Origin of the sequence: Sphingomonas crocodyli, from assembly GCF_004005865.1 — a bacterium.
GTDB classification, from domain to species: Bacteria; Pseudomonadota; Alphaproteobacteria; order Sphingomonadales; family Sphingomonadaceae; genus Rhizorhabdus; species Rhizorhabdus crocodyli.
This window is the reverse complement of record NZ_SACN01000001.1, coordinates 759334-779654: the sequence shown is the minus strand read 5'-3', so window position 1 is coordinate 779654 and position 20321 is coordinate 759334. Positions and strand designations below refer to the sequence as shown.

The 20321-nt window shown below is 66.0% G+C and carries 18 protein-coding genes; 17 read left to right on the top strand and 1 reads right to left on the bottom strand.

Features of this window, described 5'->3' with window-relative positions; genetic code table 11:
* Positions 1–85: 85 nt before the first annotated feature.
* From EOD43_RS03740 to EOD43_RS03675, 14 genes are all read left to right on the top strand, one after another.
* A complete protein-coding gene (locus EOD43_RS03740; protein ID WP_127744608.1) occupies positions 86–523 on the top strand; it encodes a pseudoazurin in 438 nt (145 codons plus the stop codon).
* Positions 523–822, top strand: coding sequence for an EthD family reductase (locus EOD43_RS03735; RefSeq protein WP_127741218.1), 300 nt, complete (start codon positions 523–525; stop codon positions 820–822). The genes EOD43_RS03740 and EOD43_RS03735 overlap by 1 nt, the downstream gene beginning before the upstream one ends.
* Positions 823–936: 114 nt before the next feature.
* A complete protein-coding gene (locus EOD43_RS03730; RefSeq protein ID WP_127741216.1) occupies positions 937–2931 on the top strand; it encodes a TonB-dependent receptor in 1995 nt (664 codons plus the stop codon).
* A 10-nt stretch (positions 2932–2941) separates the two neighbouring features.
* Positions 2942–4876 carry an acetate--CoA ligase gene (acs, locus tag EOD43_RS03725; RefSeq protein WP_127741214.1) on the top strand — a complete coding sequence of 645 codons (1935 nt, stop codon included), beginning with the start codon at positions 2942–2944 and terminating at the stop codon, positions 4874–4876.
* Positions 4877–4998: 122 nt separating this feature from the next.
* Entirely contained in the window at positions 4999–5580 is a 582-nt protein-coding gene (locus tag EOD43_RS03720) for an ANTAR domain-containing response regulator (protein WP_127741212.1), read from the top strand.
* Positions 5577–6794 (top strand): CmpA/NrtA family ABC transporter substrate-binding protein, encoded by a 1218-nt coding sequence (locus tag EOD43_RS03715; protein WP_127741210.1) that lies wholly within the window; start codon positions 5577–5579, stop codon positions 6792–6794. The genes EOD43_RS03720 and EOD43_RS03715 overlap by 4 nt, the downstream gene beginning before the upstream one ends.
* Before the next feature lie 190 nt (positions 6795–6984).
* Positions 6985–8223 carry a nitrate/nitrite transporter gene (locus tag EOD43_RS03710; protein WP_127741208.1) on the top strand — a complete coding sequence of 413 codons (1239 nt, stop codon included), beginning with the start codon at positions 6985–6987 and terminating at the stop codon, positions 8221–8223.
* A gap of 50 nt (positions 8224–8273) precedes the next feature.
* Positions 8274–9488: a hypothetical protein gene (locus EOD43_RS03705; RefSeq protein ID WP_127741206.1), complete on the top strand. Its 1215-nt coding sequence runs from the start codon at positions 8274–8276 to the stop codon at positions 9486–9488.
* A gap of 228 nt (positions 9489–9716) precedes the next feature.
* The gene (nirB, locus tag EOD43_RS03700) at positions 9717–12224 is read left to right on the top strand and encodes a nitrite reductase large subunit NirB (protein WP_127741204.1); all 2508 of its coding nucleotides are present in this window, start codon (positions 9717–9719) and stop codon (positions 12222–12224) included.
* A 5-nt stretch (positions 12225–12229) separates the two neighbouring features.
* Positions 12230–12574 (top strand): nitrite reductase small subunit NirD, encoded by a 345-nt coding sequence (nirD, locus tag EOD43_RS03695; RefSeq protein ID WP_127741202.1) that lies wholly within the window; start codon positions 12230–12232, stop codon positions 12572–12574.
* Positions 12571–15189 carry a nitrate reductase gene (locus EOD43_RS03690; RefSeq protein WP_127741200.1) on the top strand — a complete coding sequence of 873 codons (2619 nt, stop codon included), beginning with the start codon at positions 12571–12573 and terminating at the stop codon, positions 15187–15189. Before nirD ends, EOD43_RS03690 begins: the two co-directional genes overlap by 4 nt.
* Positions 15176–15958, top strand: a complete 783-nt coding sequence (cobA, locus tag EOD43_RS03685) for a uroporphyrinogen-III C-methyltransferase (protein ID WP_127741198.1) — start codon at positions 15176–15178, stop codon at positions 15956–15958. The genes EOD43_RS03690 and cobA overlap by 14 nt, the downstream gene beginning before the upstream one ends.
* A 70-nt stretch (positions 15959–16028) precedes the next feature.
* The gene (locus tag EOD43_RS03680) at positions 16029–16952 is read left to right on the top strand and encodes an iron-containing redox enzyme family protein (protein ID WP_127741196.1); all 924 of its coding nucleotides are present in this window, start codon (positions 16029–16031) and stop codon (positions 16950–16952) included.
* The gene (locus EOD43_RS03675; RefSeq protein ID WP_127741194.1) at positions 16952–17164 is read left to right on the top strand and encodes a hypothetical protein; all 213 of its coding nucleotides are present in this window, start codon (positions 16952–16954) and stop codon (positions 17162–17164) included. Before EOD43_RS03680 ends, EOD43_RS03675 begins: the two co-directional genes overlap by 1 nt.
* 27 nt (positions 17165–17191) lie before the next feature.
* Here EOD43_RS03675 and EOD43_RS03670 read toward each other — a convergent pair whose 3' ends face one another.
* Entirely contained in the window at positions 17192–17710 is a 519-nt protein-coding gene (locus tag EOD43_RS03670; RefSeq protein ID WP_127741192.1) for an MgtC/SapB family protein, read from the bottom strand.
* 157 nt (positions 17711–17867) lie between these two features.
* On the opposite strand from EOD43_RS03670, the gene EOD43_RS03665 reads away from it, so the two are divergent.
* The 3 genes from EOD43_RS03665 to EOD43_RS03655 all read left to right on the top strand — a co-directional run bounded on the left by EOD43_RS03665 (position 17868) and on the right by EOD43_RS03655 (position 20223).
* Positions 17868–18164, top strand: coding sequence for a plasmid stabilization protein (locus tag EOD43_RS03665; protein ID WP_127741190.1), 297 nt, complete (start codon positions 17868–17870; stop codon positions 18162–18164).
* Positions 18165–18229: 65 nt separating this feature from the next.
* Positions 18230–19576 carry an APC family permease gene (locus tag EOD43_RS03660; protein WP_476712813.1) on the top strand — a complete coding sequence of 449 codons (1347 nt, stop codon included), beginning with the start codon at positions 18230–18232 and terminating at the stop codon, positions 19574–19576.
* A gap of 41 nt (positions 19577–19617) precedes the next feature.
* The gene (locus EOD43_RS03655; RefSeq protein ID WP_127741186.1) at positions 19618–20223 is read left to right on the top strand and encodes a DedA family protein; all 606 of its coding nucleotides are present in this window, start codon (positions 19618–19620) and stop codon (positions 20221–20223) included.
* The last annotated feature ends 98 nt before the right edge of the window (positions 20224–20321 follow it).

Below are 20321 nucleotides of genomic sequence, written 5' to 3'. Positions count from 1 at the left end.
GGGCAATAGCGCGCCGCGAATGAAGCGTGTGTTCTTCCTGCCGACGCCGCCGCACGCGGCCAAAAATGGTTCGGAGAGATCGGAAATGCGCTTCCCCCAATTGGTCCTGGCCGCCGTCGTGGGCGCCGGCTTCGTGGCGGCACCCGCCGCCGCCAAGGACATCACCGTGCAGATGAAGAATATGGGCAAGGACGGGATGATGGTGTTCGAGCCTGCCTTCGTGAAGGCGGCCGTCGGCGATACCGTCCACTTCGTCCCCACCGACAAGAGCCACAATGCCGAGACGATCGAGGGGATGATGCCCGAAGGCGTCGCCCACACGGTCGGCGGGATGAACCAGGAAATGACGCTGAAGCTCGACAAGCCCGGCGTCTATGGGATCAAGTGCAAGCCCCATTATTCGATGGGCATGGTTGCGCTTGTGCAGGCCGGGAAGCCGGCCAACATCGCGGCGGCGAAGACCGTCAAGCTCCCCGGCCTCGCCGCCAAGCGGATGACGCCCCTTCTCGCACAGGTGAAATGATGGCCAAGCTCGTCGTGACCTATCCGTCGACGCCGAACGCGCGTTTCGACGCCGATTATTATCTCGCCACCCACATCCCGCTCGTCCGCGCGAAATGGGCCGCGCACGGCCTGACCGACGCATCGGCGCTGCTGCCTGATCAGGCCGATGCGCCCTTCGCGGCGATCGCCTTGCTCGCCTTTCGCGACAAGGCGTCGATCGAGGCCGCCCTGGGCTCGGTCGAAGCCGAGGCGGTGTTCGGCGATCTGCCCAACTTCACCGACATCGCGCCGCAGCCGATGCTCGCAAAGGACGCCTGACGGACGGCGCGTCGTCCTTTGGTACAGGCGACGCACCGCCCACGCCCTTTTATCGGAAAGGGCCAATGCTCCGCGGATGGCACGGGGCGAAGGGAAACAGGGGGGGGGGATAAGATGCGCGGCTTCATTTTCCTGATGCTCGCCATCGCCCCCACCGCCGTGCGGGCGGAGGATGAGGATGCCGGCGCCGACATCGTCGTGCTGGGCAAGGGGCTGTCGCAGACGCCCGGCATGCCCGCTTACGGATCGGTGACGATCGATCGCAACCGCCTGACCAACGCCGCATCCGGGCGAATCGAAAATGTCCTGACCGACGTCGCCGGTTTTCAGCAGTTCCGCCGATCGGACAGCCGATCGGCCAACCCTTCCGCGCAGGGAGCAACGCTGCGCGCGCTGGGCGGCAATGCGTCGAGCCGAACGCTGATCCTGCTCGATGGCGTGCCGATGGGCGATCCCTTCTTCGGCTATATTCCGTTCAGCGCGATCACCCCCGATCGCATCGGCCAGATCCGCGTGACGCGCGGTGGCGGCAATGGCGCCTTCGGTGCGGGCGCCGTCGCCGGCACGATCGAACTGACGAGCGCCGGGCGCGATCAATTGCCCGCCATTGCCGCTTCAGCTCTTTACGGCAGCCGCGACGCGACCGAATTGAGCGCGAGCATTTCACCCGAAGTCGGCGGCGGTTTCCTGTCGCTGTCGGGGCGTTGGGATCGCGGCGATGGTTTTCAGACCACGCCCGTCGCACAGCGCGTCGCCGCAACCGTGCCAGCCCGTTACGATAGCTGGTCGATCGGCGCGCGCGCCGTCGCGCCGCTGTCCGACGACATGGAATTGCAGGTGCGCGGCCTCGCCTTTCGCGACACGCGCACCTTGCGCTTCGCCGGGGCCGACAGCCTCAGCGAAGGGCAGGATGCGAGCATCCGCCTCGTCGCGCATGGCGATTGGCAGGTCGATGCGCTGGCTTATGCGCAGCTTCGCAACTTCGCCAATGTCGTGATCAGTTCCACGACCTTCCGCCGCTCGCTCGATCAGCGCCATACGCCTGCGACCGGCCTCGGCGGCAAGATCGAACTGCGCCCGCCGGTCGGCGCGGCGCATGTGCTACGCATCGGCATCGACGGCCGCTTCGCCAACGGGACGATGTTCGAGGATGCCTATAATGCCACGACCGGAGCGCTGACCGCGCGGCGGCGTGCCGGGGGCGACCAGAGCACGACGGGCCTCTTCGTCGAGGATGACTGGACGCTGGGCCGGCTCGTCCTGACCGGTGGGCTGCGCGCCGATCGCTGGCGGATCGTCGACGGCTATTTCCACGCGGCCACCGCCGCGGGCGTATCGACCGCGGACAATCGCTTCGCCGATCGGGATGGCTGGGCGGTGTCGACGCGCGCGGGCCTGCTCTACCGATTGTCGGATGCGATCGCGCTGCGCGGGGCCGGCTATACAGGCTTCCGCCTACCCACCCTCAACGAACTCTATCGCCCATTCACCGTCGTTCCGATCACGACCCAGGCCAATGCCGCGCTCGCCCTTGAAAAGCTCAAGGGCATCGAAGCCGGGATCGACCTGACCCCGGCCGAAGGGCTGAACCTGAGCGCAACCGCATTCCACAACCGGCTCGACAACGCGATCGCCAATGTCACGATCGGCACCAATCTACGCCAGCGCCGCAATGTCGATGCGGTCGTCGCCAATGGCGTCGAGCTGACGGCCGGATGGCGCAAGCACGCATTCCATCTCTCGGCCTCCTATGCCTACAGCCATGCCGAGGTCGATGCGCCCGGCCAGCCGTTCGACGGCTTCGCCCCCGCGCAGAGCCCGCGCCACGCAGCGACAGCGACGGTGGCGTGGGAGCCGGCGCGCGGGCCGATGCTGTCGGCCACGATCCGCTACATCTCACGGCAATATGAGGATGATCTGCAGGTCGACAGGCTGCGCAGCGCGCTGACGGTCGACGGGGTCGCCACGGTGCCGCTGGCACACGGCCTGCGCCTCGTCGCGCGGGTCGAGAACCTGTTCGATACCAAGGTGCAGACGCGCAACGCGGGCGGATCGATCGATCTGGGCACGCCACGCACGCTGTGGGCGGGCCTGCGCTTCGAAGGATGAAGGGAAAGACATGGCGGACGACATCTATCCGGTGCCAGCGGAATGGGCACGGGACGCGCTGGTCGATGCGGCCGGCCATGCGGACCAGTATAGAAGCTCGCTCGATCGGGCCGATGCCTATTGGCTCGAACAGGCGGGCCGGCTCGACTGGGTGACGCCGCCGACGCGCGCGTGCGAAAGCTCGTTCGACGAGGCCGATTTCGCGATCCGCTGGTTCGGCGACGGCGTGCTCAACGTCAGCGCCAACTGCCTCGACCGACATCTGGCCGAGCGTGCCGATGCGATCGCTCTGATCTGGGAACCCGACGATCCCGCCGAGGCGCCGCGCATCTTCACTTATGCCGAACTCCATGCCGAAGTGTGCCGCTTCGCCAATGTCCTGAAGCAGGCCGGCGCACGGCGCGGCGACCGCATCACCCTCTATCTGCCGATGATCCCCGAGGCGGCGTTCGCGATGCTTGCCTGCGCGCGGATCGGCGCGATCCATTCGATCGTGTTCGGCGGCTTTTCGCCGGATGCGCTCGCGGGGCGGATCACCGACTGCGACAGCACGATCGTCGTCACGGCGGATGAAGGACGGCGCGGCGGCAAGCGCGTGCCGCTCAAGGCCAATGTCGACGCCGCACTCGATCAAAGTTTCAGCGTGAAGAAGGTCATCGTCTTACGTGCGACCGGCGGCGCGGTACCCTTCGATCCTGCACGCGACATCTGGTATGATGAAGCCGCAGCAAAGGTTTCGGCCGATTGCGCGCCGGAACCGATGAATGCGGAGGACCCGCTGTTCATCCTCTACACCTCGGGCTCGACCGGAAAGCCCAAGGGCGTGCTTCACACCACCGGCGGCTATCTGCTGTGGGCCAGCCTTACCCACCAGTTCGTTTTCGATTACCGGCCCGGCGAGGTTTTCTGGTGCTCGGCGGACATCGGCTGGGTCACGGGCCATAGCTATATCGTCTATGGGCCACTTGCGAACGGTGCGACGACCCTGATGTTCGAAGGGGTGCCGACGTGGCCCGACGCCAGCCGTGTGTGGCGGATCGTCGAACGGCATCGCGTCGCGACTTTGTTCACAGCGCCAACCCTGCTGCGATCCTTGATGAAGGAAGGCGACGACGCGGTGCTCGTCGCCGACCGAGCGTCGCTGCGCCTGCTCGGCACGGTGGGCGAGCCGATCAACCCGGAGGCATGGCGCTGGTATCATGACGTTGTGGGCGAGGGCCGCTGCCCGATCGTCGACACCTGGTGGCAGACCGAGACCGGCGGCGCGATGATCACCCCGCTGCCCGGCGCGATCGACCTCAAGCCCGGTTCGGCGACCAAACCCTTCTTCGGGGTCGAGCCGCAGATCGTCGATGCCGACGGCAAGATTCTGGAGGGCGCGACCGAGGGCAATCTGGTTATCGCGCGCAGCTGGCCGGGGCAGATGCGCACCGTCTGGGGCGATCACGAACGCTTCTTCCAGACCTATTTTTCGACCTATCGCGGCAAATATTTCACCGGCGACGGATGCCGCCGCGACGAGGACGGCTATTACTGGATCACCGGCCGGGTCGACGACGTCATCAACGTCTCGGGCCACCGCATGGGCACCGCCGAAGTCGAATCGGCGCTGGTGCTACACCCCAAGGTCGCCGAGGCGGCGGTCGTCGGCTTCCCGCACGACATCAAGGGTCAGGGCATCTACGCATACGTCACCCTGAACGCCGGCGAGGAATCGAGCGAGCCGCTGCGCAAAGAGTTGCGCGACTGGGTCCGCACCGAAATCGGCCCGATCGCGACCCCCGACGCGATCCAGTTCGCCCCCGGTCTCCCCAAGACCCGTTCGGGCAAGATCATGCGCCGCATCCTGCGCAAGATCGCCGAGGGCGACGTCTCCTCGCTTGGCGACACCTCCACCCTCGCCGATCCTTCCGTCGTCGACGATCTGGTCGCGAACCGCAATTAGCCCGTCGATTACAGGCGCCTGACGTCCAATCCTCCCCAATTAGCGACTTTTCCTAGAGGCATGATTGTCTCAAGGCCGCCGTTCGACCATAGGTCTCGCGCATTCGCGTTTTGGGGGAAGCGTTGAGGATCGCGATCGTCGACGATAGCGGGCTGCGGGCGACCGTTCTGGAGGACGGGCTGCGCGAGGCAGGCTATGACGATATCCATGTCGTGCCGCCGCACGGCGCCTTCGTCGCGAAGCTCGAACGCATGGCGCCCGATGTGGTGCTGATGGATCTGGGCAGCCCCAGCCGCGACACGCTGGAAGAGATGCTGGCGGTCAGCCGGGCGCTCGCACGGCCGATCGCGATGTTCGTCGATCAATCGGACGACACGATGATCGGCGCAGCGATCGACGCGGGGGTTTCGGCCTATGTGGTCGACGGGCTGCGCAAGGAACGGGTGAAGCCGATCCTCGATCTCGCGATCCGCCGCTTCAACGCGTTCGCCAAGATGCAGGCGGATCTGGACGAGGCGCGCACCGCGCTGGCCGATCGCAAGACGATCGATCGCGCCAAGGCGATCCTGATGAAGACCCGCGGCCTCGACGAGCCGGCCGCCTATACCCTGCTGCGATCGACCGCGATGAACCAGGGGCGCCGGATCGTCGACGTCGCCGAGGCGCTGATAACGGCGAGCAGCCTGCTGGGAGGCAGCGAATGACCCCCATTTCGATCGCCTTCCTGCCGCTGACCGACAGTGCGGTCCTGATCGCCGCGCGCGAGAAGGGTTTTGCCGAGGAGGCGGGCATCGCGCTCGATCTGGTCCGCACGACATCGTGGGCCACGGCGCGCGACCGGTTGGTCTACGGACAGGTACAGGCGGCGCACATGCTCGCCCCGCTCGCGATCGCGGTGACGTTGGGGCTCAGCCAGCATCCGGCCGCACTGGCGGCTCCGTTCAAGCTCAACGTCAATGGCAATGCGCTGGCGATGGCGAGCGATTTCGCTGCCGCGCTCGATCCCGATCCGGTCCGCCGTCTCGCCGATCCGATCGCCGCCGCGCATGACTTTGCGGGCGCGATCGGACTGCATCGGCGCAAGCCGGTGATCGGCATCGTCCACCGTTTCTCGTGCCATGCGCTGATGCTGCGATACTGGCTGGCGACCGCAGGCGTCGATGCCGATCGCGACGTGACGCTGCGCGTGCTGCCCCCGTCGCTGATGGTCGAGGCGATGCGCGCGGGCGAGATCGATGGCTTCATCGCCGGCGAACCGTGGGGCAGCGTCGCGGTTGCCGAGGGGCTGGGAGAGATCGTCGCGGCCGGATCACGCATCTGGCAACGCGGCGTCGAGAAGGTGCTGGCCTTCCGCGCCGACTGGATCGAGGCGCAGGCCGAGACGATCGACCGGCTGCTGCCCGCGCTCGCGCGTGCCGCCATCTGGTGTGACGATCCCGCCAATCATGCCGAACTGGCCGAACTGCTCGAAAGGCCCGGATATGTCGGTCGGCCCGCCGCCGAACTGATGCCCGCGCTGACCGGGCAGATGGTGCTGCGGCATGGCGAGCCACCGGTGACGGTACCCGATTTCATGCTGTTTCAGCGCGAAGCCGCAAACTTCCCGTGGCGCAGCCAGGCGCTCTGGATCTACTCGCAGCTCGTCCGCTGGAACATGGCGGAGGCGGATGAAGACAATGAACGGCGCGCCGCCGACGTCTTCCGATCGGATATCTATCGCCGCGCGCTGGCGGGGTCGGGGCTGCCGATGCCGGGGGCGAGCATGAAGGTGGAAGGCGCCTTGTCCACGCCGACGGCGGTGGGTGCGCATGAAGGCGCGCTGACCCTCGGCCCGGACCGATTTTTCGATGGCCGCGCCTTCGATCCGCAGGATGTGACCGGTTATCTCAAGGGCTTAGCCGCGATTCCCCCGGATTAGTTTTTTGCACTTGCGAGAAACGGCGATTTCCGCCAGCTTTTGTGGGTCGCGCGACGAAGCGCGCCCAGAGGAGGCCGTCCCAACGTAGGGATCCGCCCTCCACCGACGACAGCAGAGCCGCTGTCCAGTCCGCAATGCGCGAGGCTGGAGAGCGGCTTTTTTCGTTTTCACGATATTGGGGGTATCCGTCATGGCTACGGCATATTGGGACGATCTGGACTCGCCGCCGCGCGGCTTCTGGGATGCGGGGCATAAGCCCACGCTGATCGCCGCCTTTTTGTATTTCGATCTGGCCTTCATGGTATGGGTGCTGCTGGGCCCGTTGGGTCCGGACATCGCCGCCGCGCTGGGCCTCACGCCCGCGCAAAAGGGGCTGATGGTCGCGACGCCGACGCTCGCGGGCGCGATCCTGCGCCTCGTCAACGGGCTGCTGGTCGATCGGATCGGGCCGAAACGGTCGGGCGCGATCAGCCAGGTGATCGTGATCGTCGGCCTCGCCATTGCGTGGGCGATGGGCGTGTCGAGCTTCGCGGGCACGCTGGCGCTGGGCGTCGTGCTGGGCTTTGCGGGCGCCAGTTTCGCGATCGCGCTGCCGCTGGCCAGCCGCTGGTATCCGCCCGAGCATCAGGGCAAAGCGATGGGCATTGCCGGCATGGGCAATTCGGGCACGGTGCTCGCCTCGCTGTTCGCGCCGATCCTCGCCAAATTGTTCGGATGGAATGCGGTGCTGGGCCTTGCCTGCATCCCGCTGACGATCGTGTTCGTCGCCTATATGATCATGGCGAAGGATGCGCCGAACGCACCGCCGGCCAAGCCGCTGTCGGCCTATTTCCAGCCGCTCAAGCAGGCTGACGCCTGGTGGCTGATGCTGTTCTACAGCGTCACCTTCGGCGGGTTCGTCGGCCTGGCCGCCTCGCTGCCAATCTATTTCACCGATCAGTTCGGGCTGACCACGATCATGGCGGGCTATGCGACCGCCGCCTGCGTGTTCGCGGGTTCGCTGATCCGCCCGGTCGGCGGCGCGCTGGCCGACAAGATCGGCGGCGTGAAGATGCTGTCGGCGGTCTATGTGGTCGCAGCGATCGCGCTGGCGGGCGTCAGCATGGCGCCGACGCTGGAGGCCGCGCTGGGCACCTTCGTCGTCGCGATGCTGGCGCTGGGCGCAGGCAATGGCGCGGTGTTCCAATTGGTGCCGCAGCGTTTCCGGGACGAGATCGGCGTGATGACCGGGCTGGTCGGCATGGCGGGCGGCATTGGCGGCTTCTACCTCGCCTCCTCGCTCGGCTTCGCCAAGCAGTTGAGCGGTTCTTACCAGCCCGGCTTCCTGATCTTCGCGGGGCTGGCGGTGATCGCCTTCCTGTCGCTCGCTTTGATCAAGCGCCGGTGGCGCACGACCTGGAGCGCGGCGCTGGACGGCGTCCGCATCTGAAGGCCGCACGGGCGGGCCGCGCGCCCGCCCATTTTCCGTGGGGGACGGGAATGAAGACCATCATCGCAACGGCGGCCGTGCTGGCCGCCGCAGGGCCGGCTTGTGCCCAGGGGATCGCACTCAAGCCCATCGCCGAAGCGCGCATCCGATACGAACATGTCGATCAGGACGGCCTGCCCGACACCGCCAACGCGCTGACCGCGCGGGTGCGCGGCGGGGTGCAGGCGAGCAGCGGCGCGCTGTCCGCAACCGTGCAGGCGCAGGGCACGCTCGCGATCAAGGGTAACTATTATGACGGGCTGCACGGCGTCGCGACGCGCACGCCGCTGGTCGCCGACCCGGAAAATGTCGCGCTCTACATTGCGCAGCTTCAGTACAGGACGAAGGCCGCGACGCTGACGGCGGGGCGGCAGAAGATCGCGCTCGATGACGAACGCTTCGTCGGCAATGTCGCCTTCCGCGACAACGGCCAGACCTTCGACGGGGTGCGTGCCGAAATTACGCCGATCGCCAAACTAAAGGTCGACATCAGCTATGTGTGGAGCGTCCGCACCGTCTGGGGCATCGACGGACGTGCGGCGCGGCAGCAGGCGATTTCGGGCGACAACGTCTTCGCCAACATCTCCTATGCGACACCGATCGGCGCGCTGACCGGCTTCGCCTATCTGGTCGATGTCGACGAGGCGGCGATGCAGGGTTTCCGCATGTCGAGCCAGACCTATGGCGCCCGTCTTGCCGGGTCCCGCGCCGTATCGAAGACGGCGAAGCTGGCCTGGCAGATCAGCTATGCCCGCCAGTCGGACTATCATCGCAACCCGAACGATTATGCGGCGGATTATTATCTGGCGGACCTGATGCTCGACGTGCGCGGGTTCAAGCTGGGCGGGGGCTATGAGATGCTGGGCGCCGACAAGGGCGCGGCGCTGACCAGCTTCCAGACACCCTATTCGACCCTGTTCAAGTTCAACGGCTGGGCCGACAAGTTCCTCGCCGCCACGCCGCCCAACGGCTTGCGCGATCTCTATGGCAGCGCGGGCTATGGCTGGAAGCAGGTCGGGCCGTTCACCGGCGTTACCGCGCAGATCGTCTATCACGATTTCCGCAGCGACCGGCTGGATACCCACTACGGCCACGAATGGAACGCCTTGCTCTCGGCGAAGCTGGGCAAGCGGACGGCCGTTTCGGTGCGCTACGCCGATTATCAGGCCAAAAGCTTCGCCACCGACACGCAGAAACTGTGGTTGCAGCTCGATTGGACACTGTGACGCTGCAGTGCAAAATATTCACTTGAGAGAATCGGCGTTTCACGACATTCTCTCAGGTGAACGGGCAAGGATGCCCGATCCGACATAGTCCGATGCCTCCACCGACGGAGGCGGAGGGCGCATCGAACCGGCGGGCAACCCCCGGTCGCGATGATGGCAAGGCCGCCATGCAGGCGCTGGATTTCCAGCGTCCGCATGGCGGCCTTTTTCGTTTCTGGAGTTTGGGGCATGGACTTTCAGGGCAGGACGACGGTCGACGAGACCGACGAAGGACCAAGCGGCGCGGCGCGCGAGCATCTCGTCGTCATCGGCAACGGCATGGCGGGATGTCGCGCGATCGAGGAGCTTCTGGCGCGCGACGCCGGCCGCTTCCGCGTGACGATCTTCGGCGCCGAACCGCATGTGAATTACAACCGGATCATGCTGTCGCCGGTGTTGGCGGGCGAAAAGACGTTCGAGCAGATCGTGATCAACGACGCCGCCTGGTATGCCGATAACGCGATCGACCTGATCGCGGGCGATCCCGTCATCGCGGTCGATCGCGCCGCGAAGACGGTGACGGCGCGGTCGGGCCGCAGCGTCGCCTATGACCGGCTGCTGATCGCCACCGGTTCCGATCCCTTCATCATCCCGGTGCCCGGCAAGGACCTGCCCGGCGTCATCAGCTTCCGCGACATGAATGATGTCGATGCGATGCTGGCCGCCGCCGACAAGGGCGGCGACGCCGTCGTGATCGGCGGCGGCCTGTTGGGCCTGGAGGCCGCGCATGGCCTGACCCTGCGCGGCATGAAGGTGACGGTGCTGCACCTGATGCCGACTTTGATGGAGCGCCAGCTCGACGAGGCGGCGGGGTGGCTGCTCAAGACCGAACTCGAACGGCGCGGGCAGACGGTGCTGACCGGCGCCGACACCGCCGAGATCGTCGGCGAAACCTGCGTCGAAGGCGTGCGCCTGAAGGACGGCCGCCTGATCCCGGCGAGCCTGGTCGTCATGGCGGTGGGCATCCGCCCGTCGACCGGGCTGGCGCGCGAGGCGGGGCTTGCGGTCGGGCGCGGCATCCAGGTCGACGATCATATGGTGACGAGCGACCCCGCCGTCCTCGCGGTCGGCGAATGCGTCGAGCATGACGGGCAGGTTTACGGCCTTGTCGCTCCCTTGTGGGACATGTGCCGCGCGCTGGCCGATGGGCTGGTCGGGCAGCCGACCGGCTATCGCGGCTCGGTCACGTCGACCAAGCTCAAGGTGTCGGGGATCGACGTCTTTTCGGCGGGCGATTTTTCGGGCGGCGACGGCGCGGAGGATATCGTCCTGCGCGACGCATCCCGCGGGGTCTACAAGCGCGTGATCGTGAAGGGAGATCGCATCGTCGGTGCGGTCCTCTATGGCGATACCGCCGACGGCGGCTGGTATTTCGATCTGCTCAAGAAGCAGGAGGATATCGCCGATCTGCGCGATCTCCTCATCTTCGGACAGGCCTTCGCCTCGGGAGGGGGCGCTTCGGCCCCTAAGGCGGCCGTTGCGGCGCTCTCGGACGATGCCGAGATCTGCGGCTGCAACGGCGTTTCGAAGGGACAGGTCGTCGCCTCGATCGCGGGCGGCGCGTGCAGCCTCGATGCGGTGCGCGCGACGTGCAAGGCGTCGGCAAGCTGCGGCTCCTGCACCGGGCTGGTCGAAAATCTCCTCGCGCTGACATTGGGCGACGATGTGAAGGCCGGGCCGAAGACTTTGTGCAAATGCACCAGCTTTACCCATTCGGATGTCCGCCGCGAGATCGTCGAACAGGGGCTGCGCTCGATCCCCGAGGTGATGCAGGCGCTCCACTGGTCGACGCCCGACGGCTGCTCCTCGTGTCGCCCCGCGCTCAATTACTATCTGCTGTGCGCGCTGCCGGGCGACTATGTCGACGACCAGCAGAGCCGCTTCGTCAACGAACGCATGCACGCCAACATCCAGAAGGACGGCACCTATTCGGTCGTCCCGCGCATGTGGGGTGGACTCACCAACCCGCGCGAGCTGCGCGCGATCGCCGACGTGGTCGAGAAATTTAACGCGCCGATGGTGAAGGTGACGGGCGGCCAGCGGCTCGACATCTTTGGTATCAAAAAGGAGGATCTGCCCGCCGTTTGGGCCGATCTGAACGCCGCCGGCATGGTGTCCGGCCATGCCTATGGCAAATCGCTCCGCACGGTGAAGACCTGCGTGGGTTCCGAATGGTGTCGCTTCGGCACGCAGGATTCGACCGGCCTTGGCGTGCAGATCGAACGGATGACGTGGGGATCGTGGATGCCCCACAAGTTCAAGATCGCGGTGTCGGGATGCCCCCGCAACTGCGCCGAAGCGACGATCAAGGATTTCGGCGTGGTCTGCGTCGACAGCGGCTTCGAACTCCATGTCGGCGGCAATGGCGGCATCAAGGTCCGCGCGACCGATTTCCTCTGCAAGGTCACGACCGAGCAACAGGCGATGGATTATTGCGCCGCCTTCACCCAGCTCTACCGCGAGGATGCCTGGTATCTGGAGCGGACCGCACCGTGGATCGAGCGGGTCGGCCTCGATTACATCAAGGCGCGCATCGTCGATGACGAAGTGGGCCGCGAGGCGCTGACCAGCCGCTTCCTCTTCTCGCAAAGCTTCTCGCAGGACGACCCCTGGGCCGCCCGCGCCGCCGGCGCAGAGCGCGAGCAGCACGCGCATCTGGGCGAATTCCGCCCGATCGAAATCCTGGCCGCGGAGTGATGGATATGACCGGAGACTGGATCGACATCGGCGCCGTCGTCGAAATCCCGCTGCGCGGCGCGCGCACCGTGCCCGTCGCGGGGGGCGAGGAAATCGCTCTGTTCCGCACCGGCGACGACCGCGTCTTCGCGCTCGTCAACCGATGCCCGCACAAGCACGGTCCGCTGAGCCAGGGCATCATCCACGGCCATGCCGTCGCCTGCCCGCTGCACAATTGGCGCATCTCGCTGGAGACCGGCGAGGCGCTGGGCGAGGACAAGGGCTGCGTGCCGACGGTGCCGGTACGCGTCGATGCCGGCCGCATCCTGATCGCGCGGCTCGCGCTGCTGGCGACGGCGATCGCGGCGTGAGCGAGGCGGCGGTCCGCACCACCTGCGCCTATTGCGGCGTCGGCTGCGGCATCCGCGCGACCGTGACCGGCGATCGGCAGGTGAAGATCGAGGGCGATCCCGATCATCCCGCCAATCGCGGCCGCCTCTGTTCGAAGGGCACCCATCTGGGCGAGACGGTGGGGCTGGACGGGCGCCTGCTCCACCCGATGATCGGCGACAAACGCGTCGGATGGGACAAGGCGCTCGATCTGGTCGCGCGCCGCTTCAAGGAGACGATCGCGCGCCACGGGCCGGACAGCGTCGCCTTCTACGTCTCGGGCCAGCTGCTGACCGAGGATTATTATGTCGCCAACAAGCTGATGAAGGGCTTCATCGGCTCCGGCAATATCGACACCAATTCGCGCCTGTGCATGTCGAGCGCGGTGGCGGGGCATATCCGGGCCTTTGGCGAGGATGTCGTGCCCGCCAGCTATGACGATCTCGATGCGGCCGACCTGATCATCCTTGTCGGATCGAACACCGCCTGGTGCCACCCGATCGTCTATCAGCGCATCATGGCCGCGCGCGCCGAACGCGGTACCAAGCTGGTCGTCATCGATCCACGCCGCACCGAGACGTGCGAGGATGCCGACCTGCACCTCGCCATCCGGCCGGGCAGCGATGTGGCGCTGATGAACGGGCTGCTCGCGCATTGCCGTCGCGAGGGGCTGCTCGACGAAGCCTTCCTCACCGCGCATGTCGCGACGCCCGACGATTTCTGGGATGCGATTGAGGAGGACAGCGATCTGTGGAGCGTCGCCAAGACCTGCGACGTCGCGCCAGCCGACCTGAAGCAGTATTACGATCTGTTCGCCGCCAATCCGCGCACCGTCACCCTGTTCAGCCAGGGGATCAACCAGGCGCTGCGCGGCACCGATCAGGTCAACGCGATCATCAACCTGCACCTCGCCACCGGCCGGATCGGCAAGCCGGGCGCCGCGCCCTTTTCGATCACCGGGCAGCCTAATGCGATGGGCGGCCGCGAAGTCGGTGGCCTTGCCTCCACACTCGCAGCGCACATGGATTTCGCGCCTGAAAACGTCGCGCGTGTCGGCCGTTTCTGGTCAGCGCCTGCAATGGCGACGAAGCCGGGCCTCAAGGCGGTCGATCTGTTCCGTGCGGTCGGCGAAGGCCGGATCAAGGCTTTGTGGGTGATGGCGACCAACCCCGCCGTGTCGATGCCCGATGCCGGCCGCGTGCGCGAGGCGCTCGCCGCCTGTCCGTTCGTGGTCGTGTCGGATGTGATCGCCGACACCGACACCGGCCGCTTCGCGCACGTCCGCCTGCCCGCGACCGGCTGGGCGGAGAAAGACGGCACCGTTACCAACAGCGAACGGCGGATCAGCCGCCAGCGCGGCCTGCTGCCCGCCCCCGGCGAGGCGCGCCCCGACTGGTGGATCATCAGCGAAGTCGGCAAGCGCATGGGCTGGGGCAGCGCCTTCGCCTACGAACGGCCCGCCGACATCTATCGCGAACATGCGCGGCTCTCGACCTATCAGAACGGTGGCGCGCGGCTGTTCGACATCGGGCACCACGCCGCGATCGGCAACGCGGCCTATGACGCGATGGAGCCGAACCTTTGGGGCGGCCAACCCTTCGCCGATGGCGGCTTCTCCACTCCAGATGGCCGCGCGCGGCTCGTCTCCGTGCGGCAGGCGAAGCTGGCCGATCCGCTGAAGGACTGGCCGCTGACGCTCAACACCGGCCGCTACCGCGACCAGTGGCACACGATGACGCGCACCGGCCTCTCGCCCAAGCTCGCGCGCCACCGCGAAGAACCGCTGGCCGAGATCAACCCCGAGGATGCCGAACGGCGCGGGATCGCCGAGGGCGACATCGTTCGCGTCGCGACCCCGCAGGGCGAGAGCCTGTTCCGCGCAACCCTGAGCGAAGGCCAGCGCCGCGGCGAGATGTTCACCCCGATCCACTGGACCGATCGCCAGTCGAGTGGCGGGCGTACCGGCCTGCTTCCCCGGCCGCTCACCGATCCGCATTCGGGGCAGCCGGGGTTCAAATCGACCCCGACACAGGTCGAAAAGGTCGCGACCGAATGGCGCGCCTTCCTGATCGTGCGGGGTGAGGCGCCGCGCTGGCCCGAGGCGGTCTGGACGACGCGGATCACGGTGGGGGGCGGTGCGCTCTACGAACTGGCGGGCAACGGCGATCCGGCGGCCCTCGAAAAGGCGCTGCCCAAGGGCGACTGGATCGAGGCGGCGGACAAGGCGCGGGGCACACGGCGGATCGCCGTCATCGCCGAAGAGCGGATGGCAGCTGCCCTGTTCGTCACCCGCGACGGCGAACTGCCGAGCCGCGACTGGCTGATCGCGCAGCTACAGGCGCCGTCAGTCGCTCCGACACTCCTCGCCGCGCGCGCGCCGGGCGCGCAGGCCGATCGCGGGCCGATCATCTGCGTCTGTTTCGACATCGGCCTCAAGACGATCGTCGCCGCGATCGCCGACCAGCGCCTGGCCGATGTCGCCGCGATCGGCAAGGCGCTGGGCGCGGGCACCAATTGCGGATCATGCCGCCCCGCGCTCGGCCGAATCCTGACCGAAAACACTGCCGCCAAGGAGGTGAGCCATGCCGCCGTCTGAACCCGTCTGGCTGGTGGGCGCCGGCCCCGGCGATCCCGAACTTCTCACGCGCAAGGCCGAACGGTTGATCACCGAAGCCGACATCATCTTCCACGACGCACTGGTCGGCCCCGCCATCCTCGATTTCGCCCGGCCGCAAACCGAACTGGTCAGCGTCGGCAAAAGATCGGGGCGTCACTCGAAGGATCAGGACGACATCAACGTCCTGCTCGCCGAAGCCGCACTCGCGGGCAAGAAGGTCGTCCGTCTGAAGGGCGGAGATCCCTCGATCTTCGGCCGATCGACCGAGGAGATCGAGCATATCGCCGCCTTCGGCATCCCCGTCCGCATCTGCCCCGGCATCACCGCCGCCAGCGCGGCCGCCGCCAGCGGCATCGCCTCACTCACCCTACGCGGCCTCGCTCGCCGCCTGACCTTCGTGACCGCGCACGCGCGCAAGGGCGAGACGATCGATCTCGACTGGACCGCGCTTGCCGCCCCCGACACCACCCTCGCCGTCTATATGGGCCGCGCCGCCGCACCCACGATCGCCCAACGCCTGATCGCCGCAGGCCGCGCCGCCGACACGCCGGTCATGATCGCGGTCAACGTCTCCCTCCCCGACGAACGCCTGATCCGCGGCCGCCTCGACGCACTCGCCTTCCTGACTGCGACGATCAGCGACGATGATCCCACCCTGCTACTGATCGGCGAGGCGGTGTGCAAGCGGCTGTCATCCTGCAGTGCCGGACTGTTGCCGCCGAAAAAGACATTGATGCAAATCAGTTAGGGCAGAGCGATCGCAACCGCACGCCATCGAAAGTGTTTTCTGAGCCAAACCGAAAACACGAGGATCGATGATGGCAACCCAGTTCCGACGCGAGGCGCAGGGCTCCCAGTTTCTCACTGACAGCTTTCAACGCGGGCTGGCGCGATGGAATCGCGAGCGGCTCGCCCCTGCCTTTCCCACCCATGACTGGCAGCAGCTGCTCGACCGGGATAACCGCATGCTGCGGCTTGAAGGCGGTTTTCTGGAGGAGTTGCGCGCAGGGGTTGCGGATGAGGCTGCGTCGGCCCCAACCGACCCCGACGGCTTCATCGCGTGGTTCGAGGATTTGAAAGCGACCGGCCCCGGACAAGGCGATCCGCTCTTCCCCTGGCTGGCCGAAAAAGCGGATGCCGATCAACTGAGGTGGTTCTTTGAACAGGAGGCGGCAGGCGAAGCCGGCTTCGATGATCTGGTAGCGATGACCCAGGTCAAGTTGCCTGTCGGGCCCAAGCTGGAACTGGCGCGTAACTACTGGGATGAAATGGGACGCGGCAATGCGAAGGGCATGCACGGCCCGATGCTCGACCAACTTGTTGAAACGCTGAATGTCGAACCCAGCATCGAGACGACTGTGTGGGAAAGCCTCGCGCTGGCCAATGCGATGACGGCGATGGCGACGACGCGGCGTTATGCGTGGCATTCGGTTGGCGCCCTTGGCGTGATCGAACTGACCGCGCCGGGACGATCGGCGATGGTTGCCAAAGGGCTGCGCCGCATCGGGCTGAGCGAGCGCGAGAGGCGCTATTTCGACCTTCACGCGGTGCTCGACGTCAAACATAGCGCGGATTGGAATCGCGAGGCGCTCCGACCGGCCATCGCGGAAGATCCTGCGCGGGCGATCGCGATCGCGGAAGGCGCGTTGATCCGTCTGGCGCGGGGTCAGGACTGTTTCCGACGCTATCGCGAGCATCTGTGGTCAGACCAGTCGGCAATGCGCCCTCGCGGAGAGGCCTGATGCCAACGCCCTATCAGGCCGATCAGCGCGACTATTTCATCGAACGTGCGCGCCAGGAGGCCGTACTCGCCACCAACTCCAAAGACCGCTGCGCCGCGGCCATCCATTTGAAAATGTCTGCCGCCTATCTCCAACGCGCTGACGATCTCGACAGCCCTCCCTACATTGCACGGGCGGGAGGCGGACGATCACTGGACGCAGCTGCGAAGTGACCCGCGCGCGTCTTCTTTCGAAATCCGTCAGCTCTGCGTATCGCTATCACTGCCTCGCCGGTTGGGCAGGCTGACATGGCCGCTGACGGTCGGAGCCTCTTCATCGGGCAGGGGCAGGAAACGTTTCGCGACGCCCACGACCGTCAACACCAATATGGCCATTACCGAGGCGATGACGACGAGCGCGAACTGGCCAGCGCCGCCAGCAATTCCGACTGCGGCCGCCATCCACAGGCTCGTCGCTGTCGTCATGTTCTTCACGCCGCCACCGCGCACGAAGATGAGCCCGCCGGCGATGAAGCCGATGGCCTGGGCAAGTCCCTGAACCACCCGCACCGGGTCGCTGTCGGTGCCGCGTCTGTACAGATCGTCCGACAGGAGCAGCGCCGAGACGGTGATCATTGCCGAGCTGAGCGCGACCAGCGCGTGCGTGCGCATCCCCGCATCATGGCCGCGCCACTCCCGCTCGAAGCCGATCGCGAGCCCCAGTAGCGTGGCAACGCCGAGCCGGATGATGATCGGCAGCCAATGGTCATGCATCAACATGGTCAGCCAACGGCGGCGGCGCGATTTGGTTTCGGCCGTTGGATATCAGGCGCCGTTGCCGGATCGCCCCAGTGGATCAGCCAACATCAGCACACGGCCTGAAAGAATGTGCGTGATGGGAGCGTTCCTCGCCACCAAGGAAGAAGGAGACGGCAATATGCCCCGCGGTGACAAATCGAGCTACACCGACAAGCAGAAGCGCAAGGCCGCGCATATCGAGGAAGGATATGAGGATCGCGGTGTCGGCAAGGCGGAAGCCGAGCGACGCGCCTGGGCGACGGTGAACAAGGAATCCGGCGGCGGCAACAAATCGGGATCGGGTCGGGGCAAGCCGGATACGCATGAGGCGGCGCGCAAGGGCGGCCGGAAAAGCGGTTCGAGCCAGAGCCACGCGACACGGTCCGCCGCCGCGAAGAAAGGTTGGGAGACGCGCCGCAAGAAGGCCAGCGCCTGAACGACACGGCACGATCGCCGCAGCCGGACGTTCGGACCTGACAATCAGTTGATCAGGGATGGCGCGTGGCGGAACTCAAGCGATCGGTCAGCCGCTTCCAACTGATGCTCTACGGCGTCGGCTCAATGCTGGGCGCGGGCATTTACGGGCTGATCGGCAAGGCGGCCGGTGTTATGGGCTCGGCCCTGTGGGCGGCCTTTCTTTTGGCGATGCTCGCCGCGCTCCTGACCGGCCTCAGCTATGCCTCGATCGCGTCACGTTATCCCAAGGCAGCCGGCGCCGCTTATGTCACCTTACGCGCCTATCGCTGGCCAAGCCTGGCTTATGTGGTTGGGCTGACTGTGCTGCTTTCGGGGCTCGTATCGATCGCCACGCAGGCGAAGGTGGTGGCGGAAAATGTCGCGCCATTGCTGGGCGTCGCGGAAGGGCCGTCGATCGCGGGTACCCCATTGATCATCCTGTTGCTCGCTATCGGCTTCCTGCTGCTGCTCGCCGCGATCGTGTTTCGCGGGATTACGGAATCGCTGTGGGCCAACGCCCTGTGCACCTTCCTGGAAGCGGGTGGGCTGCTGCTGGTGATCATCGTAGGCATCACTTTCTGGGGCGACACCAACCTCATCGAAACGCCGACCCGAGCTGACGGCACGTCCGGCATCACCGCGATATTGCTGCTGCAAGGTTCGCTGCTGACCTTCTTCTCGTTCATCGGTTTCGAAGACATGCTGAATGTCGCGGAAGAGGTTGAAAATCCTCAACGCTCCATCCCCTTCGCCCTGATCGGCGCGATGCTGATCGCGTCGGCGATCTATGTCGCGGTCTCGATCACCGCCGTGTCCGTCTTGCCGTGGCAGGAACTCGTCGATGCGCCGAGTCCGTTGCAGGCCGTCGTCGCTCGTGCGGCCCCGTGGTTTCCAGAAATAGGCTTCACCTTCATCACGATCGCGGCCGTCGCGAATACCGCGCTGGTCAACTATGTGATGGGCTCGCGGATGCTCTACGGCATGTCGCGCCAGGGCATGCTGCCTGAGGCATTGGGAAGCGTGCACGGCCGAAGGCGGACGCCGCACGTCGCCATCGCACTGATGCTCGCCGTGGTAATCGCGCTTCAGTTTGCCGGCGACATCACCCAGCTCGCCAGCGCCACGGTATTGCTGTTGCTGCTCGTCTTCACGGTGGTGAATATCGGGCTGGCCATTCTCAAACGGCGCGACGGCAGGATCGAGGGAAGTTTCGATGTCCCGTTGGCGGTCCCCGTCCTCGGCGCGCTGGTCTGCCTGTGCATGATGGCGGGACAGGCCACGCAGGAAGACATGATGGGTCCGCTGATCGCGCTCGGCCTCGTCGCTACGATTGGCTTGCTTTATATCGTGAGCGGCAAGAGGAACGCCGAGCTGGTCGAGGCGACTTCATAAGCTGGACGGATCCCGGACGATCGATTTCGGTTTCCCATCCTATGGATGACTGGATCAACTCGCTGATCGAGACGCTGGGGGCTGCTGGCGTCGCTCTGCTGATGTTCCTCGAGAACATCTTCCCGCCCATTCCGTCCGAGTTGATCATGCCGCTGGCGGGCTATGCGGCGGCCGACGGGCGGACGTCGCTACCGCTCGTCATCGCCGCAGGGATCGCCGGAACCTGTGCAGGAGCCGGCTGCTGGTATGGTCTGGGGCGGTGGCTGGGGGAAGAACGCCTCAAGCGATGGGCGCGCCGCCACGGCCGATGGATCACCTTGTCGCCCGACGACATCGAATGGCTCGATAGCTGGTTCGAGAAACATGGCGGATGGGCAATTCCGGTGGGACATCTCCTGCCCGGCATCCGCACTCTGGTCTCGATCCCCGCCGGCGTCTTCGTCATGCGTCCCTTGCGCTTCGCTGTGCTGACGATCCTCGGCTCCGGGATCTGGACCAGCGCACTCGCAATAGCAGGCTGGTGGCTCGGCCAGAACTTCTCCTCGGTCGAACGGTGGCTGGGGCCGGTCAGCACGACCATCATGGCCGCAATCCTCCTGATCTATATTTACCGCGTCATCACCTTCCGGGCGAAGACATCGTCCTGAAGGCACTAGCCGAAGCATTGGTGCGGCAAATCGATCGCCGACCCGCGAACTCTTTGCAGAGCAAAGGGTTTTGACGATCGAAAGAAATAGCGGGATCC

Bases quoted from the DNA above. Each gene is read 5' to 3' on its own strand.
- EOD43_RS03740 (WP_127744608.1), top strand. From the start codon at position 86: ATGCGCTTCCCCCAATTGGTCCTGGCCGCCGTCGTGGGCGCCGGCTTC.
- EOD43_RS03735 (WP_127741218.1), top strand. From the start codon at position 523: ATGGCCAAGCTCGTCGTGACCTATCCGTCGACGCCGAACGCGCGTTTC.
- EOD43_RS03730 (WP_127741216.1), top strand. From the start codon at position 937: ATGCGCGGCTTCATTTTCCTGATGCTCGCCATCGCCCCCACCGCCGTG.
- acs (WP_127741214.1), top strand. From the start codon at position 2,942: ATGGCGGACGACATCTATCCGGTGCCAGCGGAATGGGCACGGGACGCG.
- EOD43_RS03715 (WP_127741210.1), top strand. From the start codon at position 5,577: ATGACCCCCATTTCGATCGCCTTCCTGCCGCTGACCGACAGTGCGGTC.
- EOD43_RS03710 (WP_127741208.1), top strand. From the start codon at position 6,985: ATGGCTACGGCATATTGGGACGATCTGGACTCGCCGCCGCGCGGCTTC.
- EOD43_RS03705 (WP_127741206.1), top strand. From the start codon at position 8,274: ATGAAGACCATCATCGCAACGGCGGCCGTGCTGGCCGCCGCAGGGCCG.
- nirB (WP_127741204.1), top strand. From the start codon at position 9,717: ATGGACTTTCAGGGCAGGACGACGGTCGACGAGACCGACGAAGGACCA.
- nirD (WP_127741202.1), top strand. From the start codon at position 12,230: ATGACCGGAGACTGGATCGACATCGGCGCCGTCGTCGAAATCCCGCTG.
- cobA (WP_127741198.1), top strand. From the start codon at position 15,176: ATGCCGCCGTCTGAACCCGTCTGGCTGGTGGGCGCCGGCCCCGGCGAT.
- EOD43_RS03680 (WP_127741196.1), top strand. From the start codon at position 16,029: ATGGCAACCCAGTTCCGACGCGAGGCGCAGGGCTCCCAGTTTCTCACT.
- EOD43_RS03675 (WP_127741194.1), top strand. From the start codon at position 16,952: ATGCCAACGCCCTATCAGGCCGATCAGCGCGACTATTTCATCGAACGT.
- EOD43_RS03670 (WP_127741192.1), bottom strand. From the start codon at position 17,710: ATGTTGATGCATGACCATTGGCTGCCGATCATCATCCGGCTCGGCGTT.
- EOD43_RS03665 (WP_127741190.1), top strand. From the start codon at position 17,868: ATGCCCCGCGGTGACAAATCGAGCTACACCGACAAGCAGAAGCGCAAG.
- EOD43_RS03655 (WP_127741186.1), top strand. From the start codon at position 19,618: ATGGATGACTGGATCAACTCGCTGATCGAGACGCTGGGGGCTGCTGGC.